Annotated in this window: 12 protein-coding genes; 8 read left to right on the forward strand and 4 right to left on the reverse strand. The window is 70.4% G+C overall.

The window, feature by feature from the left end:
* Positions 1–303: 303 nt before the first annotated feature.
* Positions 304–495 (reverse strand): DUF5703 family protein, encoded by a 192-nt coding sequence (locus tag IL992_RS15835; protein ID WP_220499497.1) that lies wholly within the window; start codon positions 493–495, stop codon positions 304–306.
* A gap of 263 nt (positions 496–758) precedes the next feature.
* Here IL992_RS15835 and topA point away from each other — a divergent pair, with 263 nt between their 5' ends.
* The 7 genes from topA to IL992_RS15870 all read left to right on the forward strand — a co-directional run bounded on the left by topA (position 759) and on the right by IL992_RS15870 (position 11,504).
* Positions 759–3,437 (forward strand): type I DNA topoisomerase, encoded by a 2,679-nt coding sequence (gene topA / locus IL992_RS15840; RefSeq protein ID WP_319018576.1) that lies wholly within the window; start codon positions 759–761, stop codon positions 3,435–3,437.
* Positions 3,438–3,594: 157 nt separating this feature from the next.
* Positions 3,595–4,917, forward strand: a complete 1,323-nt coding sequence (locus tag IL992_RS47635) for a metallophosphoesterase (protein WP_319018577.1) — start codon at positions 3,595–3,597, stop codon at positions 4,915–4,917.
* A gap of 156 nt (positions 4,918–5,073) precedes the next feature.
* Entirely contained in the window at positions 5,074–7,137 is a 2,064-nt protein-coding gene (tmk, locus tag IL992_RS15850) for a dTMP kinase (protein WP_193204087.1), read from the forward strand.
* Between the two features lie 6 nt (positions 7,138–7,143).
* The gene (locus IL992_RS15855) at positions 7,144–8,316 is read left to right on the forward strand and encodes a DNA polymerase III subunit delta' (RefSeq protein WP_193204088.1); all 1,173 of its coding nucleotides are present in this window, start codon (positions 7,144–7,146) and stop codon (positions 8,314–8,316) included.
* 85 nt (positions 8,317–8,401) lie between these two features.
* On the forward strand, positions 8,402–8,914 hold the full coding sequence (locus IL992_RS15860; RefSeq protein ID WP_319018578.1) for a SigE family RNA polymerase sigma factor: 513 nt from the start codon (positions 8,402–8,404) through the stop codon (positions 8,912–8,914).
* The gene (locus tag IL992_RS15865; protein ID WP_193204090.1) at positions 8,911–10,473 is read left to right on the forward strand and encodes a hypothetical protein; all 1,563 of its coding nucleotides are present in this window, start codon (positions 8,911–8,913) and stop codon (positions 10,471–10,473) included. Before IL992_RS15860 ends, IL992_RS15865 begins: the two co-directional genes overlap by 4 nt.
* Before the next feature lie 179 nt (positions 10,474–10,652).
* Positions 10,653–11,504 carry a PSP1 domain-containing protein gene (locus IL992_RS15870; RefSeq protein ID WP_193204138.1) on the forward strand — a complete coding sequence of 284 codons (852 nt, stop codon included), beginning with the start codon at positions 10,653–10,655 and terminating at the stop codon, positions 11,502–11,504.
* A gap of 12 nt (positions 11,505–11,516) precedes the next feature.
* Here IL992_RS15870 and IL992_RS15875 read toward each other — a convergent pair whose 3' ends face one another.
* The gene (locus tag IL992_RS15875; RefSeq protein ID WP_193204091.1) at positions 11,517–11,984 is read right to left on the reverse strand and encodes a hypothetical protein; all 468 of its coding nucleotides are present in this window, start codon (positions 11,982–11,984) and stop codon (positions 11,517–11,519) included.
* Between the two features lie 286 nt (positions 11,985–12,270).
* A complete protein-coding gene (locus IL992_RS15880) occupies positions 12,271–13,014 on the reverse strand; it encodes an SMP-30/gluconolactonase/LRE family protein (protein WP_193204092.1) in 744 nt (247 codons plus the stop codon).
* 470 nt (positions 13,015–13,484) lie between these two features.
* Between IL992_RS15880 and IL992_RS48370 the strand changes: the two genes are divergently transcribed.
* The gene (locus IL992_RS48370; protein ID WP_193204093.1) at positions 13,485–15,653 is read left to right on the forward strand and encodes a helicase-associated domain-containing protein; all 2,169 of its coding nucleotides are present in this window, start codon (positions 13,485–13,487) and stop codon (positions 15,651–15,653) included.
* 317 nt (positions 15,654–15,970) lie between these two features.
* Here IL992_RS48370 and IL992_RS15890 read toward each other — a convergent pair.
* On the reverse strand, positions 15,971–16,668 hold a 698-nt coding region (locus IL992_RS15890), incomplete at its 5' end, for a lectin (protein WP_226872977.1).

The raw sequence follows: 16,668 nt of genomic DNA on the forward strand, positions 1-16,668 counted from the left end.
CCGGCGGCGACGGCCGTACGGAAGTGACCCGGCGGCGCGCGGCTGACGGAGGCGAGGGATATCACTCGCCCGCGCCAGGGAGTATCCGACAGATGCTGCCCGGCGCGGGCGACCAGGACGCCCCCCCACCGCCAGTGGAGGGAGGCACGAACGCTTTGCCCGTTCCGGGGGCGCGGCCCGGGGCGGGCAAAGCCCTTTTGTCCGGTACTGTTTCTGGACGGATTGGAGCACTTACGGTCATGGCACCGACGGCATTGCGGATGGGCAAAGCCCTTTTGACCGTGGCGTCCGCGCCCCCGGGGCTCACATGGTCCGGGCGGCCCGTATGATCTTCCGACGCAGCCGCACGCGCCTGCTGCCGTCGGGATAAAGGCGTAGCCGCTCCAGCTCCCAGTCTCCGTGCTCGGCATGCTCCGTGAGCATCTGCCTCGCCACCTCACGAGGGGTGCCCCGAGGGAGATACAGGTCCAGATAGGAGTAGTCGAGCACAGCCATTGGTCTCCGGGGCGTGCTAGGGAACTCGATGGGCTCTATTCTGCGTCTCCGTGGATAACAGCGCCAGGCGGGTTACATTCCCGGACATAACCGGGTAGCCCGAGGGGGAGGAACGTGCGGCGGCAGGTACCGTCAAAGCGGCGCCTCGTCGGCGCCCCACGGGGGTAAGTGCCCCCGGCCCGGACGACGAGGGTGTCATGAGCCGGGAGTACGAAGGCCCGGCAGCACGGGGAATGACAGCGGACAGCGAGGTAGGAAGCAGCGTGCCAGCCAACAACGGCAACGCCGGCGGAACCCGCCTGGTGATCGTGGAATCGCCCGCGAAGGCGAAGACGATCGCCGGGTACCTCGGGCGCGGCTACATCGTCGAGTCGAGCATCGGCCACATCCGCGATCTTCCGGAGAAGGCCGATGACATCCCGGAGAAGTACAAGAGCGAGGCCTGGGCCCGCCTCGGGGTGAACGTCGATCACGAGTTCGAGCCGCTCTATGTCGTGAACCCGGACAAGAAGTCGCAGGTGTCCAAGCTCAAGCAGCTTCTCAAGGAAGCCGACGAGCTCTACCTCGCCACCGACGAGGACCGGGAGGGCGAGGCCATTGCCTGGCACCTGCGCGAGGTGCTCAAGCCCAAGATCCCGGTGCACCGCATGGTGTTCCACGAGATCACCCCGCACGCGATCAGGGACGCGGTCTCCAATCCGCGTGACCTCAACCTCCGCCTGGTCGACGCCCAGGAGACCCGGCGCATCCTCGACCGCCTGTACGGCTACGAGGTCAGCCCGGTCCTGTGGAAGAAGGTCAAGCCGCGGCTTTCCGCCGGTCGTGTCCAGTCGGTCGCCACCAGGCTCGTGGTGGAGCGCGAGCGGGAGCGCATGGCGTTCACCGCCGCCAACTACTGGGACCTGCAGGCGCTGTTCGACACCGGCCGGGCGGGCGACGACCCCCGGACGTTCTCCGCCACGCTGACCGGTGTGGACGGCAGGCGCGTGGCCCAGGGCCGCGACTTCGCCTCAACCGGCAGGCTGAAGGGCTCCGACGTCCTCCACCTCGACGAGGCCGCCGCGACGGCCCTCGCCGGCCGCCTGGAGGGCGTGGCCTACGCGGTGCGCTCGGTCGAGCGCAAGCCGTACACGCGCAAGCCGTACGCGCCGTTCCGGACGACGACGCTGCAGCAGGAGGCGAGCCGCAAGCTGGGCTTCTCCGCCAAGTACACGATGCAGGTGGCCCAGCGGCTGTACGAGAACGGCTACATCACCTACATGCGTACCGACAGCATCACGCTGTCGGAGACCGCCGTCGCCGCCGCCCGCAGCCAGGCGATCAAGCTGTACGGCTCGGCGTACGTGCCGGACAAGCCGCGCGTCTACACCAGCAAGGTGAAGAACGCCCAGGAGGCGCACGAGGCGATCCGGCCGTCCGGTGAGGAGTTCCGCACGCCGGGCGAGACCGGCCTGTCCGGGGACATGTTCCGGCTGTACGAGCTGATCTGGCAGCGCACGGTCGCCTCCCAGATGAAGGACGCGGTCGGAGAGTCGGTGTCGGTCAAGGTCGGCGGCACGTCCAGCGCCGGCGAGAACGTCGAGTTCAGCGCCACCGGCCGGACGATCACCTTCCACGGCTTCCTCAAGGCGTACGTGGAGGGTGCGGACGACCCCTCGACCGACCGGGACGACTCGGAGAAGCGCCTGCCCACGCTGGCCGAGGGCGACCGGCTCACGGCGGCCGAGCTGACCGCGCTCGGGCACTCGACCAAGCCGCCCGCCCGGTACACCGAGGCGTCGCTGGTCAAGGAGCTGGAGGACCGGGAGATCGGGCGGCCGTCGACGTACGCGTCGATCATCGGAACGATCCTCGACCGGGGCTACGTGTTCAAGAAGGGCACCGCCCTGGTGCCGTCGTTCCTCGCGTTCGCCGTGGTCAACCTGCTCGAACAGCACTTCGGCAACCTGGTCGACTACGACTTCACGGCCGAGATGGAGAAGGTCCTCGACGACATCGCCAACGACCGCGCCGAGCGGGTGCCCGAGCTGCGCCGGTTCTACTTCGGCGGTGGGGACGGCGACGAGGGCCTGAAGGAGATGGTCACCGACCTCGGCGAGATCGACGCCAAGGAGATCAGCTCGTTCCCGATCAAGGGTACGGACATCGTGATCAGGGTCGGCCGCTACGGCCCGTACCTCGACCGTGACGGCGCCCGGGTGAACATCCCCGAGGACATGGCGCCCGACGAGCTGACCGCCGAGAAGGCCGAGGAGCTGTTCTCGCGCCCGAGCGGCGACCGCGAGCTGGGTGTCGACCCCGCGACCGGCCGGAGGATCGTGGCCAAGGACGGCCGTTTCGGCCCGTACGTCACGGAGATCCTGCCCGAGGAGCCGGCGCCTGCCGACGGCAAGAAGCGGACGAAGAAGGCCGACGCGCCCAAGCCGCGGACCAGCTCGCTGTTCAAGACGATGACCCTCGACACGATCACGCTGGAGCAGGCGCTGAAGCTGCTCCAGCTGCCCAGGGTCGTCGGCGAGATCGACGGCGAGGAGGTGACGGCGCAGAACGGCAAGTTCGGGCCGTACATCAAGAAGGGCACCGACTCGCGCTCGCTGGCCTCCGAGGAGGACCTGCTCACGATCACCATCGAGCAGGCCAAGGAGCTGTTCGCGCAGCCGAAGGCCCGTGGACGCGGCCGCGCCGCCGCCGCGCCGCCCCTTCGTGAGCTGGGCGAGGACCCGAACTCCAAGAAGCCGGTCGTGGTGAAGGAGGGCCGCTTCGGTCCGTACGTCACCGACGGCGAGACCAACGCGTCGTTGCGCAAGGGCGACACGGTCGAGGACATCACGCTGGAGCGGGCGGCGGAGCTGCTGGCCGAGCGGCGGGAGCGGGCGCCCGCAGCCAAGCGCACGACGACCCGGACCAGGACCGCCACGAAGAAGCCCGCCGGCAAGTCCTGACCCCCGGTCCCCGCGGACGGCGGGGTGGGTGCGGGCGCGGTCTCGCACGTTGTCCACAGCCGGGCCCGGCTGTGGACAACGGACGCGGCTGTCGGCGTGAGCTCGTAGCATCGTCGTCAGCCGGCCCTTGATCGCCAGCCGGTCGAGGGGAGTTGTCGTGGGGTTCGTCGGCATGATTCTGACGGCCGTGGTCGTCGTGCACCTCTACTTGTGGCGGCGGCTGGTCAGGGCGTCGACGACGCCGGGATCGCGTCCGCGCCGGGTGCTGACGTGGGCGCTCGTGATCCTGGCCGTCGTGATGGTGGTGACCTTCGCCGGGAGCCGGCTCGGCCTCGGCATGGACGTCGAGCGGGTCGTGGCCTGGCCCGGCTATCTGTGGCTGGCCGTGATGTTCTACCTGTTCGTGTTCGGCCTGGTCATGGAGGTGCCCCGGGCGATCGCGACGTTCGTCGTCTCCGGACGCCGCCGTACGGCCGAGACCGCGGCCCCGGCGGAGCGGGCCGAGGGGGAGGCGGCGCCGGTGGACGAGGTGGTCCTCGCCGGAGCGGCGGCCGGGGGAGGCTCCACCGCTCACGGCACGGCCACGACCGGCAGGCCGGTGGCGGAGGGGGCCGCGGCGGACGCCCCGGCGGTCGACCGCCGGCTGTTCATCTCCCGTACGGCCTCCGCGGTCGTGGCCGCGGGAGCGCTCGCGACCGTGGGGTACGGCGTGAGCCGGGCCCTCGGCGATCCCGTGATCGAGCGGGTGCCGATCCGCCTGCCCCGGCTCGACCCCCGGATGAACGGGCTGCGCATCGCGGTCGTCAGCGACATCCACCTCGGCCCGCTGAGCGGCCGGGGGCACACCGAGAGGATCGTCCGGATGATCAACGGCCTGCAGGCCGACGCGGTGACGATCGTGGGCGACCTGGTGGACGGCACGGTCGCCGAGCTCGGTCGTCTCGCCGCGCCGCTCAGGTCCCTCGAGTCCCGTTATGGCGCGTATTTCGTGACCGGCAACCACGAGTACTACACGGCCGCGGGCCCCCAGGAATGGATCGAGGAGTTGCGCTCGCTGGGCATCCGGCCGCTGCGCAACGAGCGGGTCGAGATCCGGCACGCGGGAGCCGTGCTTGACCTCGCGGGCGTCAACGACCTCAACGGCGTGCCGTCGGGCGACGGCCCGGACTTCGACAAGGCGCTCGGGGGCCGCGACGCGAACCGGCCCGTCGTGCTCATGGCGCACCAGCCCGTCCAGGTGACGCAGGCCGCCGCGCACGGCGTCGACCTCCAGCTGTCCGGGCACACCCACGGCGGGCAGATGGCGCCGTTCAACCTGCTCGTGCCGCTGCAGCAGCCCGTGGTGGCGGGGCTGGCGAGCGTGCCGCGCACGGGCGGTGGCGACACCCAGGTCTACGTGACACGAGGTGCGGGCTTCTGGGGGCCGCCGGTGCGCGTGGGCGCGCCGCCCGAGATCACCCTCGTCGAGCTGCGCACCTGACCACCGCCCGGTCCGCGGGAGCGGAACCGGGCAGAACATTGGCGCCATCTCGACAGCGAGGACGAGGCGGACGTAATACCCTCAGGCGACGGGCAGGCCCCAGCGGCCCGCTCGTCCGTCTCCCAAGCCCAGCGAGCACCTGGATACGCTGACATCATGAGCACCCCTGGCCGGGCCGCCGCGCGACGCAAGCAGCCGCACGTGCTGGCGAACGCGCCGTTCCGCAGACTGTGGACGGCGATGGCGACGTGCAGTCTCGGCGACTGGCTCAACATCATCGCGCTGACGGCCCTGGCCGGTAACCTGACCGCGGGGTCCGGTTTCCAGGCGCAGAGCCTCGCCATCGGCGGCGTCTTCGTCGCCAAGATGCTGCCCGCGATCCTGCTCGGCCCGCTCGCGGGAGCGGTGGCCGACCGGTTCGACCGCAGGCTGACGATGGTCGTCGCCGACCTCGCCAGGTTCGCCGTGGTGCTGTCGATCCCGCTGGTCGGCGTCTACCAGTGGGTGATCATCGCCACGTTCCTGGTCGAGTGCGTGAACCTCTTCTGGGTGCCCGCCAAGGACGCCACCGTGCCCAACCTCGTGCCCAAGGAGCGGCTCGAGGAGGCCAACCAGCTCAACCTCCTCGTCACGTACGGCACCGCCCCCGTGGCAGCGGCGCTGTTCGCGATCGTGTCGGGCGTGGTCACGACGATCTCGGCGGCCGCCCCGTCGTTCGACGTCGCGGCCACCAGCGTGGCGCTGTACGTCAACGCGCTGGCCTACCTCGCCTCCGCCGTGATGGTCTTCACGCTGCGGGCCATTCCGAAGAACCACATCAGGCACGTGTCCGCGCCCTCGGTGCTCCGGCAGATCACCGAGGGCTGGCGGTTCGTCGGCGGCAACCGCGTCGTGCGCGGCCTGATCATCGGCATGCTCGGGGCGTTCGCCGCCGGGGGTGCCGTCATCGGAGTGGCCAAGGCGTACGTGCAGGCCCTGGGCGGCGGTGACGCGGGATACGGCACCGTGTTCTGCGCCGTCTTCCTCGGCATGGCGTTCGGCATGTTCTTCGGCCTGCGGCTGCTGAAGGGCCTGTCCAGGCGGCGGCTGTTCGGACTGTCGATCGTGCTCGCGGGGCTGACGCTGGCCGCCGTCTCGCTCATCCAGAACCTGGTCGTCGTGGTCGTGCTGACCGTGGTGCTGGGCGCCTGCGCCGGCATCGCCTGGATCATCGGCTACACGGTGATCGGCCTGGAGGTGGAGGACGGGCTGCGCGGCCGCACGTTCTCCTTCCTGCAGTCGCTGGCCCGGGTGATGCTGCTGCTGGTCGTGGCGGTGGCCTCCACGCTGGCAGCGCTGTTCGGCACGCACGCCCTCCGGATCGCCGGGATCAGCTACCGCTTCGACGGCACGAACCTCGTGCTGCTCCTGGGCGCGCTGCTGGCGATCGCCGTCGGGGTGGTCGCGCTGCGGCACATGGACGACCGGCCGGGGGTTCCCATCGCGGTCGACCTGCTGGCCGCCCTGCGCGGCCGGCGGTTCGTGCCGGAGGAGGCGGATCCCGAGCGCGGACTGTTCATCGCCTTCGAGGGCGGCGAGGGCTCGGGCAAGACCACCCAGTCGCGGCTGCTCGCGATCTGGCTGCGCGACCAGGGCTTCGACGTCGTGCAGACCCGCGAGCCGGGCTCGACCAAGGTCGGCATGCGGTTGCGGGCGATCCTGCTCGACGCCGCCCACCAGGGCCTGTCGCCGCGGGCCGAGGCGATGCTGTACGCCGCCGACCGGGCCGAGCACGTGGAGAAGGTCATCAGGCCCGCGCTGCATCGCGGCTCGACGGTGATCTCCGACAGGTACGTGGACTCGTCGCTGGCCTACCAGGGCGCCGGGCGGTCGCTCGACCCGGAGGACGTCGCGAGGATCAACAGGTGGGCGACGGGCGGGCTCGTCCCCGACCTGACCGTGCTCATCGACGTGCCGCCCGCGGTCGGGCTACGACGGATGGCCTCGCCCGCCGACCGCATCGAGGCCGAGCCGCTGGAGTTCCACGAGCGGGTGCGGCGGGAGTTCCGGGCGCTGGCGGCGGCCGACCCCGACCGCTACCTCATGGTGGACGGCACGCTGGACCAGCGGGAGGTGACGCGCCTGATCCAGGACCGGGTGCGTGAGATCCTGCCCGACCCGGTGCCACAGGAGGCCGAGGAGGCCACCGGCACCATGCCCGCCATCCGCGACTTCGGATAGCCGCACATGACCGTTTTCGGGGATCTGATCGGGCAGGACCGGGCGATCGACGTGCTGCGGCGGGCCGCTTCCGCCGCCGCGGAGGTCGTCGCCGGAGGCCGCGGCGCGGGCATGACCCACGCCTGGCTGTTCACCGGGCCGGCCCTGCGGTCCGCGGCCGCCACGGCGTTCGCGGCCTCGCTGCTCTGCCCCGACCAGGGGTGCGGCCACTGCGACGCCTGCCACCAGGTCGAGGTCGGCTCGCACCCGGACGTCACGTTCGTCCGGCCCGAGGGCCTGTCGTACAGCGTGCGGCAGACGCGCGAACTCGTGCTCAAGTCGGCGGGGGCACCCACGCTCGGGCGCTGGCGGATCGTGCTGTTCGAGGACGCCGACCGGGTGACCGAGGCGGCGGCCAACGCGCTGCTCAAGGCCATCGAGGAGCCGCCGCCGCGGACCGTGTGGCTGCTGTGCGCGCCCTCCCCGGATGACATGATCATCACGATCCGCTCGCGCTGCCGGGTCGTGACGCTGGGCACGCCGTCCACCGAGGCGGTCGCGAACGTGCTGGTGACCCGAGACGGGGTGCCTCACGACGTGGCGCTCGACGCCGCGCGGGCGGCCCAGGGGGACATCGGCCGGGCGCGGCGGCTCGCAATGGACGAGGAGGCGCGGCGCCGGCGCGACGACGTGCTGTCGATCCCCCGGTCGCTGACCGGTGTGGCGGAGTGCATCACCGCCGCCGAGCGGCTGGTGAAGACCTCCACCGAGGACGCCGACGCGGCCACGACCGCGCTGAACGAGGTCGAGACCGCCGAACTGCGCAAGGTTTACGGCGAGGGCTCCTCCGGCAAGGGGCTCAACAAGGGCCTCGTGCGGGGCGGCGCGGGTGCGCTCAAGGAACTCGAGACCATGCAGAAGTCGCGGGCGACCCGCATCAAGCGCGACTCCCTCGACCTCGCGCTGCTCGAACTCGTGGCGTTCTACCGCGATGTGCTGGCCGTGCAGTTCGGGGCCTCGGTCGAGCTGGCCAACGAGGACCGCAGGCACGAGGTGGAGGCCGTCGCGCGCGCGTCCACTCCCGAGCAGACGCTCCGCCGTACGGATGCGATCATGAAGTGCCGGGAACGGCTGGCGGCCAACGTGAACCCGCAGATCGCGGTCGAGGCCATGACCCTCGCTCTCCGCTCGCCCGCATAGGACGCAAGCAACCCCGGCGGGCGTACGGCGTCTCTGGTACATGAAGGCCGAAACGCTCGATCTCGATGAGCAATCCGGGGGGCCCGTGAGTGTCCCGCCCCTGTCGGCGGGCGCCGACGACACGATCAGCGGGCTCTACGCCGAGCATGCCCTCGGCCTCACCCGGCTGGCCCTGATCATGGTCGGTGACCGGGAGAGCGCCGAGGACGTGGTGCAGGAGGCGTTCCTCGGCCTGCACCGGCGCTTCGACGGTCTGCGCGACCGGGACAAGGCGCTCGTCTACGTGCGCGCCGCGGTGCTGAACAACGCCCGCTCCGTGCTGCGCAGGCGGCGGATGCCGTCCTGGTTCGCCGGTACGTACGACCCGCCGGTCTGGTCGGCCGAGTCGGCCGCGATCCTCGGCGCGGAGCGTCGGGAGGTCATGGAGGCCCTCCACCGCCTGCCCCGGCGCCAGCGGGAGGCCCTGGTCCTGCGCTACTACGCCGAGCTGTCCGAAGAGGAGACGGCCCGGGTCATGAAGATCAGCCGGGGCACCGTGAAGTCCACCACCTCCCGGGCGCTCGACGCGCTCGGCCGCCTCCTGGGAGAGACCCGATGAACGACGACGTCATCCGCCGGTTGCAGGACGCCACCCGCGCCGTGGGGGACACGGTCGAGGCCGTCCCGCCGTTCGACTCCGCCGCCGTTCCCGCCCGCCGCCGTACGCGCGTGGGCGCCGTCCGGGGCAGGACCTGGGTGGTTCCGGTCGCGGCGGCGGCCGCCGTGACGGTCGCGGTCGCGGGCGGGGTGGCCATCGCGCGCCACGGCGGCGGGGCCATGGACACGGCCGCCGGCACGACGGCGGGCCCGGCCGCCGAGCCGTCCTTCCTCGTGCAGATCCGCTCCGGGGACATGGCGGTCAGGAGCGTCGCCGACGGCCACGTGACGGCCACGGTGCCGGGGCCGGAGGGCGAGCGGTTCACCCAGGTGCAGGCCGTCCGGGACAACCGGCTCTTCTACGCGGTGGCCGAGCAGGACACGTGCCGGTCCCGCTTCTACCGGTTCAGCCTCGGCGACAGCGGGGAGGTCGGCTCCATCGGCGAGCTTCCGTTCACGCCTGTGGAGGGCAGGGTCACCTCACTCGCGGTGAACGGAGACGGTTCCACGCTGGCCTACGGGCTGTCTCCCTGTACGCCGGACGGACAGGGCGCGTCCCTGGTCGTCACGGACACGGCGACCGGCGACAGCCGCACCTGGACATCCGCACACACGTCCGCCGTCGAGGACGTCTCGATGAGCGACGACGGGCGCACCCTCGTGTTCCGCCGGGCGGGCGTGGTCTGGGGGACGTCGACGGAGGCCACGCCGGAGGCGATCACGGAGCCGTCGGTCCCGCCGGGCGCGACGCCGGAAGCCACCGCGAAGCCGGTAGTAACGCCGGAGGCGCCCCGGGAGCCCGCCGCCGTGGAATCGGCTCTCCCGCAGGACGACGGCGGCGTCCTGGCGGAGTCGCGGGTGCCCCTGGGAGAACCGGGGGCGGCGCCGTTCCCGGCTGCTTCGACGGCTCCGGATGCGGCCCCGGCACCACGAGAGCGGTCCGTGGCGGCGCCGGCCGAGCCCTCCGCTCCGCCGCTGCCCAGGGGGTGGACATGCGTGTTGCCGACCAGGACGATGCAGGTCCCGGCGGAGAATCCGGCCTCGGGCACGACGCCTCCCGCAGGCGGACCCGCGACGACGGTCGCCTGGGAGTGCTCGATGTCCCGAACGGTGTGGGTGCTCGACACCGGAACCTCCGGTGGTCTCGACGACGTGCGTGCGATCACGCTGGGGGGATCGTCCGTTCCGACGACGAGCGGGGTCAACGACATCACCCTCACCCCTGACGGCGGACGCGTCCTGGCGGTGGTGGGCTGGAGCAAGCTGGCGCAGGTGCAGGGTGTGTCCAAGCTCGCGGGGGCCGTCGACGAGGTCGTGGCCTACGACGTCGGCACCGGACGGGCCGTGCAGACCCTCTATCGGGGTGAGGACAGGCGGCCCCCCTTCCAGCGCGTCGACGTGGACGGCACCGGGCGGTTCGTGCTGGTGGTCGGGCCGGATGAGACGGGACAGGTGACGGAATCCGGGTATCGCACGCTGTTCACGGACGACGGTGGCGTCGCACGGACGGCGGCCTGGTAGGAGGCGCGGTAGGACGGCCGGGTAGGCGGCGTCCTCCGGCGGGTCGGGTCTCCCGGTCCGCCGGAGGTTGTCCACAGGCGATGACTGCCGGTGCCGTACGGCACGTATGGTGGGTTCGAGCGACTGAGGCGTTTGGGGCGCGACAGCCGTACGGGATCGAGGAGGGCCGGCGCGTGGGCATGATGATGGCGGTGAGCTTCACTCGCTACGGACGGCTCTACTACCTCGATCCGGGCGGCCACTCTCCCAAGGTGGGCGACAAGGTCCTCGTGCCGACGGACTCGGGCCCGGAGGTCGCCGAATGCGTGTGGGCGCCGCAGTACGTGAGCGAGGACGTCGAGGGCCTGCCCGTCTGCCAGGGCATCGCGGCCGAGGAGCACCTGGCCCGTGACGAGACCAACCGCCGCCGCAGGGCGGAGGCCCGCAGCGTGTCCAAGCGCCTGATCAAGCGGCACGAGCTTCCGATGAAGGTGGTCGGCGTCGACTATCTGGACGCCGACAACGTCTACACCGTGTACTTCTCCGCGCCCCACCGGGTCGACTTTCGCGCGCTCGTGCGCGACCTGGCCCGCAACCTGCGGGCCCGGGTCGAGTTGCGGCAGATCGGCCCGCGTGACGAGGCCAGGCTCCAGGGCGGCATCGGCCCCTGCGGACGCGACCTGTGCTGCGCGACGTTCCTCAAGGACTTCGAGCCCGTCTCGGTGCGGATGGCCAAGGACCAGGACCTCCCGGTCAACCCGCTCAGGATCGCGGGCGCCTGCGGCCGGTTGATGTGCTGCCTGAAGTACGAGCACCCGCTCTACCAGGAGTTCCGGGCGTCGGCGCCGCGCACGGGCCTCGCGGTGGACACTCCGCAGGGCCCGGGCACCGTGGTGGGGCACAACGTGCCGTCCGACTCCGTCATCGTCCGCCTCAACGAGGGCGGCCGCCGCTGCGCCTGCTCCAAGGCCAGCGTCTGCGCCCCGCGCAAGCAGCATGACGCGATGTACGGCGACGCGCAGGCAGTGGCCGTGAGCGATCCCACGGAGTAGCGGACAGAATCCCTAGCTTGCCGCGCTCGCCGGGTTTGACGCGACTGGGGCCACCGCTGGTTTGGAAGCTTTCCACAGCTCTGGGGGAAGAAGCCAGCCGGATCCCACCTCGCGAAGGACTGCCTGATGATCCCCACCGAGACGTCTGAGTAGCTGCTGGGCCACGAGCATGGCCGACCACGCCACAAGTTCAGCTTCTGTCTCGTTCAGTTGCTGCCAGTGCTTGTCCCAGATCTTGGTTCCCTCGTCTACCGGGTTCTTTTCGAACGCATCCAGCAGGTAGAGGGCGAGGTACATGGTCTTGTAGTTCTGCCATTCGCAGAGCTCATCCCCGGATAGGATCTTGGTATTCGTCGGCTCTGCCGGTTCCTTCTGTCCGGTCTCTGCAGACGCGCCGGATTTCTTGGCACCCCTAGCGAGAACGGTCGCCCCTTTGGCCTTCTGCGGGCGCGGGGCTGTTTTATTGCCTGTCGTCGTCATGTGCGGAATCTATGGGCAGGAGCAAGATGGGGAATCCTGCTTTTGATCCTGCTGGGCGCGGCTTGACCTGGTCATATCCGAGACGTCGGGTTGCCCTCGTCGCCCCTGTCCGTCCGATGGGTCGGCGAACTGTTTCAGGCTCCCTGCCCAGAGGGTTGTACAGCCGTTTTCCGCTTTCGCGCCTCTGGGACGAAGCAAGCGCCGCATCTCGGCTCTCGCCGTGAGCGCCGCTGAAGGGCAAGCGTACGTTTCGCCGCGCAAGGCGGCGGGTGCGGCGGGTTCCGAATCAACCCTCAATGCCACTTATTTTAGCGAACGCGGCGGTACCGGAATATCCTATGAGGAATCCGACCAGTAAGCCGCCCCAGAAATCCTCGACTGTGACGAATGACTGGGCCTCGGACTTGCGGGCGGCAAATATGATTCCTGCGCCGCTCAGGATTATCGCCAGCAGGAGGCTGCCGATGCAGGCGCCGAGATTTCCGACGAGGAGCGCGTCGATGGTCTTTGCTTCCTGAAGTGATCGGCCGATGCTTCCCGTCGCTCCTCCGAGCACTCCGCCCAGTATCACACTCCACAGTGCTGTCTTGATGGGAACAGTGACCGCGACGGTGTTCGAGTAGGTCCGATTGTTCGGTGGTACACGGAGCGTCTCCGGTTCCTGCTCCGGGGCGTCAAGGCAGTAGATCACAGTAAGCTGCAGGCGATACCTGGCCGGAGTGAAGAAAGGGCTTCGACTGCTTCCAAGCCGGATTGTCCACACATCTGTGCATCCTGGTTCCAGCGCGGCCCCGTCAGGTAGAGACCCGGTCAGAGGGACTCGATCGGGTCCGTCTCCGAATACTTTCACATTGGACAGGTGAACATCCGACCCTTCATATGCCGAGAGGTGGATGCTTCCGCTCGTTGTATCTGTCAGGTATATTTTTGATCCGTCGCGGGCTGTTATCGTCAGGGCACCGTCGGTACGCGCCTGCCGAGCAAGATCTCTGTTGTTTTCTGCTGTGAGCTTGGCGATCGAATCGGACAACTTGCGATGTTGATTGCTTTCTGGGTCCGTAAGGCTGTCGAGCTCTTTTTTAATTCTGCGATCTCGGCTGCACGCTCGCTGATCCTTGTCGCTAATGCGGCGGCCTCCCTGGCCCTCGCGTCCGCTTGCCATCCGTCCGTTGCCGGCCGCCAACTCAGCTGGGTGGGCAGGCTCAGTTCTACGGAGCGAATCCAGAGACGCTCAGGAAACGGGTTCTTCACGTGTAGATAGACGGTGAACTCCGTTCCTGAGTACACCTCGGGGACCGACAGGTCGACGGATAGGTCCAGCAGTCCATATTGCGGAGAAGCGTCAGCCGGTGTGCTCATGGCAACCGATATAGCAGATCCGTACTTCGCCCGGTACGGCACTCGGCAGCTTGCATCGGTCTGAACCGGCGACTGGTCCGGCCGGCCGTTCGCGGTATGGACGAGGAGATCGGTGCACTTCGTTGTAAGTAGGCTGCCGTGGTGAGCACCCAGCGTTTCCTCGCGACATGGCTGGAGACGAAGTCGCCAGAGGAGCGGCGGCCGATCCTCGCCCGAGCCGGGTTCACCTCCGATGACGACATACCCCCGCAGGACCTCGCCCGGCTGCTGCTCCAGCCGCGTGCGGCGCTCTCGCTTGCCCGTTTCTGCACCCTTCCTCAGCACCAGGCACTGTCGGCCGTCGCGTGGCTGGCGGCGCAGCGGCACGGGCCGCTGCTCAACCTCTGGCATGACGCAGACCCGGCCACAAGGGCCGTGCCCCGCGCCGATGTGCTCGACCTGCTGGCCGGGAGCGATCCCGCCCTGCGGGCGCGTGCCGCCGCCACTCTGGACGCGCTCGCCGACATGGCGTTGGTGCTTCCGCCGCACGACGACCAGGTGATCGTGTCCGTAGGCGTCCACGCGCACCTCGCCGAAGCAGCGGGGCTGGGCCGCCCGGCGGCCGAGCTCATCGGGCTCCACTTCAACGCTCCGGAGGTCCACGCGATCGCCGAGACCCTGGGATTCCCGAAAGCCAGGGCGCGGGAGGGCGCGGAGCGGAACGTGCTCGGCCTGCTCACCGACCAGGAGCGGGTGCGGGCCCTGCTCGCGCAGGCTCCCGCGGACGCCCGGGAGTGGCTGCTCGACATCATCGCGCACGGATCGCAGGTGCTCACCCACGCCTATCAGGCGCGCGGCGGCTTCTACCAGCAGGCGCCGAAGTATGCCTTCCGCCCCGGAGGTTCCGGCGACCCGAACACCGACTGGCTGGCCGCGCGCGGGCTCCTCCTGCCCGCCGGGCCCTACGACACGGCGGAGGTGCCGATCGAGGTCGCCGTGGCCGCCCTCGGCGAGCTGCGCGTTCCGTTCGCCCCGGAGCCGCCGCGGCCACCGGCCGGCCTGCCCGACGCCGCCGGGGCCGACGGTTCCGCCCAGGCGGCAGCCACCGCCGCGCTGTCCCAGATCGAGCGCGTGCTCGCCGCGTGCGCCGACCAGCCTCCCCTCCTGCGCAAGGCCGGCGGTCTGGCGGTCCGCGACACCAAGCGGATCGCCAAAGCGGCCGGCGTGGCCGAGGACGCCACCCGGCTCTGGCTCGACCTGGCCACGCAGGCCGGACTGCTCGGCCTGCATGCCGAGCCGGTGCGGCGGCCGAAGGGCCATCGCGGCAAGCTGCCTGAGCCGGTCGTGAGCCTGCTGCCCAAGACGGAGTACGACGACTGGCTGAAGCGGTCTCCCGTCGAGCGGCTGGTGACGATCATCGCCACCTGGGCGACCATACCGGCCGTCTACACGTTCTGGCCGGAGGAGGCTGGGACGCCGGTCGCCCTCACCGAGCCCGACGATCCGAACGCGGTCGGCATCAGGTACGCCGTCCTCGAGGCGCTCGCCGCGCTGCCCCCGGGCAAGGGCGTCTCCGCCGATGGCCTGCCGTACGTGACGGAACGGGCGGCCTGGCACCGCCCGCACCACTTCGCCGAGTCGGGGGCGGGCGACGATCTGGTCGGCGCCGTCGTGCATGAGGCCGAGTCGCTCGGCCTGGTCGCCCGGGGCACCCTCACCGGCGCCGGCCGTGTCGTACGCGATCTGCTGGTCAGTGGGGAGGCCTGGACGTCGCCGAAGCCCGCGCTGACCGTCGCCCTGGCGGCCATGCTCCCGCCCGCACAGGCTTGCGCCTTCTTCCAGGCCGACCTGACGGCCGTGGTCCGCGGGATGCCCGGCCCGGAGCTCGCCGAGCTGCTCGACGACGTCGCCGACCGCGAGTCGGAGGGGCACGCGGTGGTCTGGCGCTTCTCCGGCTCGACCGTGCGCCGGGCCTTCGATCGAGGGCACGAGGCCGGTGCCCTGCTCGCGCGGCTCACCGAGGTGGCCGGGGCGCCCTTGCCGCAACCGCTGGAATATCTGATCAAGGACACCGCCCGTACGCACGGGCGCGTCCGGGTGGTGCGCTCCGGGTGCTGCCTCCGTTCCGACGACGAAGCGCTCGTCGAGGAACTCGCCCGCTCTCAGGCGCTGCGCACGCTGGGCCTGCGCAAGATCGCCCCGACCGTGCTGATCAGTGCGGTGGGCGAGGAGGAGACCCTGGCCCGGTTGCGCGCCGCCGGCTACACCCCTGCCCTGGAGTCCGAGACCGGGGCGACGGTCATCGAGCGAGCCGCTCGCCGACGGGCGTGACGTGCGGCCGCTGGTCCGAGAGCCGGGTGCGCGGGTTGGCGTCGTCCCCTCGGCCACGAATTGCCGGTCCGTGGCGTGCGCGTCCTCGGACGGCCGGCCCTGCGGAAGGCTCTTCTGCGTACGGCCCTGCGGACAGCCCTGTGGACGGCGAAGGCGGCGAACCCACTCGTCCCGCGGCGCCCGGCGCTCGCTCGGGTTCCGTGGGTTCGCCGCTCATCCTTCAGGGTGGTGCCGTCGCCCGCGCACGAGGGACGGTGCTCAGCGCGTCGCCCCTGATCCGGCCGATCCTCCGGCAGCCGGGGTGGCTGGGGACGGAGTCAGATGCGGGTCCACTTCTGGTTGCTCTGGCCGTTGCAGGTCCAGATGATGACCTTGCTGCCGTTGGCGGTGCCGTTGTTGTACACGTCGAGGCACTTGTTCGCGCCGACGGCGGTGATGCTCCCGTCGGTGTTGAGGCGCCACTTCTGGTTGTTCTGGCCGTTGCAGTCCCAGATGATCACGCTGGTGCCGTCGGCCGTGGCGCCGCCGTTGACGTCCAGGCACTTGTTGCCGTAGACGCGCAGCTCACCGGCGCTGGTGGAGGTCCACTGCTGGTTGGCCTGGCCGTTGCAGTCCCAGATCTGCGCTTGCGCGCCGTTGGCCTGCGAGGCGCCGGTGACATCCAGGCACCGGCCCGAGCCCGTACCCCGGATCGCGTTCGTCGCCTGCGGAGTGCCCGTCGGCGAGGGAGACGGCGAGGGGGACGCCGGGGGTGAGGGCGTGGGGCTGGCGGTGGGCCCGTCGTTGCCGGTGAACTGCCACCAGTTCATGTTGAACAGGCTGCCGCTGCCGCCGGTGAACCTGAGGTAGAGGTCGTGGGTGCCGGTCGCGCCGGTGACGGGGCAGGAGACGGTGGTCCAGGTCTGCCAGCCGCCGGTGCCGGGGACGTCGCAGGTGCCCATGAGGGTGCCGGTGACGCTGTCGCGGCGAAGCTCGATCCTGCCGCCGGCGGCGCCGGAGGCGACCCGTGCGGAGA

Origin of the sequence: Microbispora sitophila, from assembly GCF_014892245.1 — a bacterium.
Lineage (GTDB): Bacteria > Actinomycetota > Actinomycetes > Streptosporangiales > Streptosporangiaceae > Microbispora > Microbispora siamensis.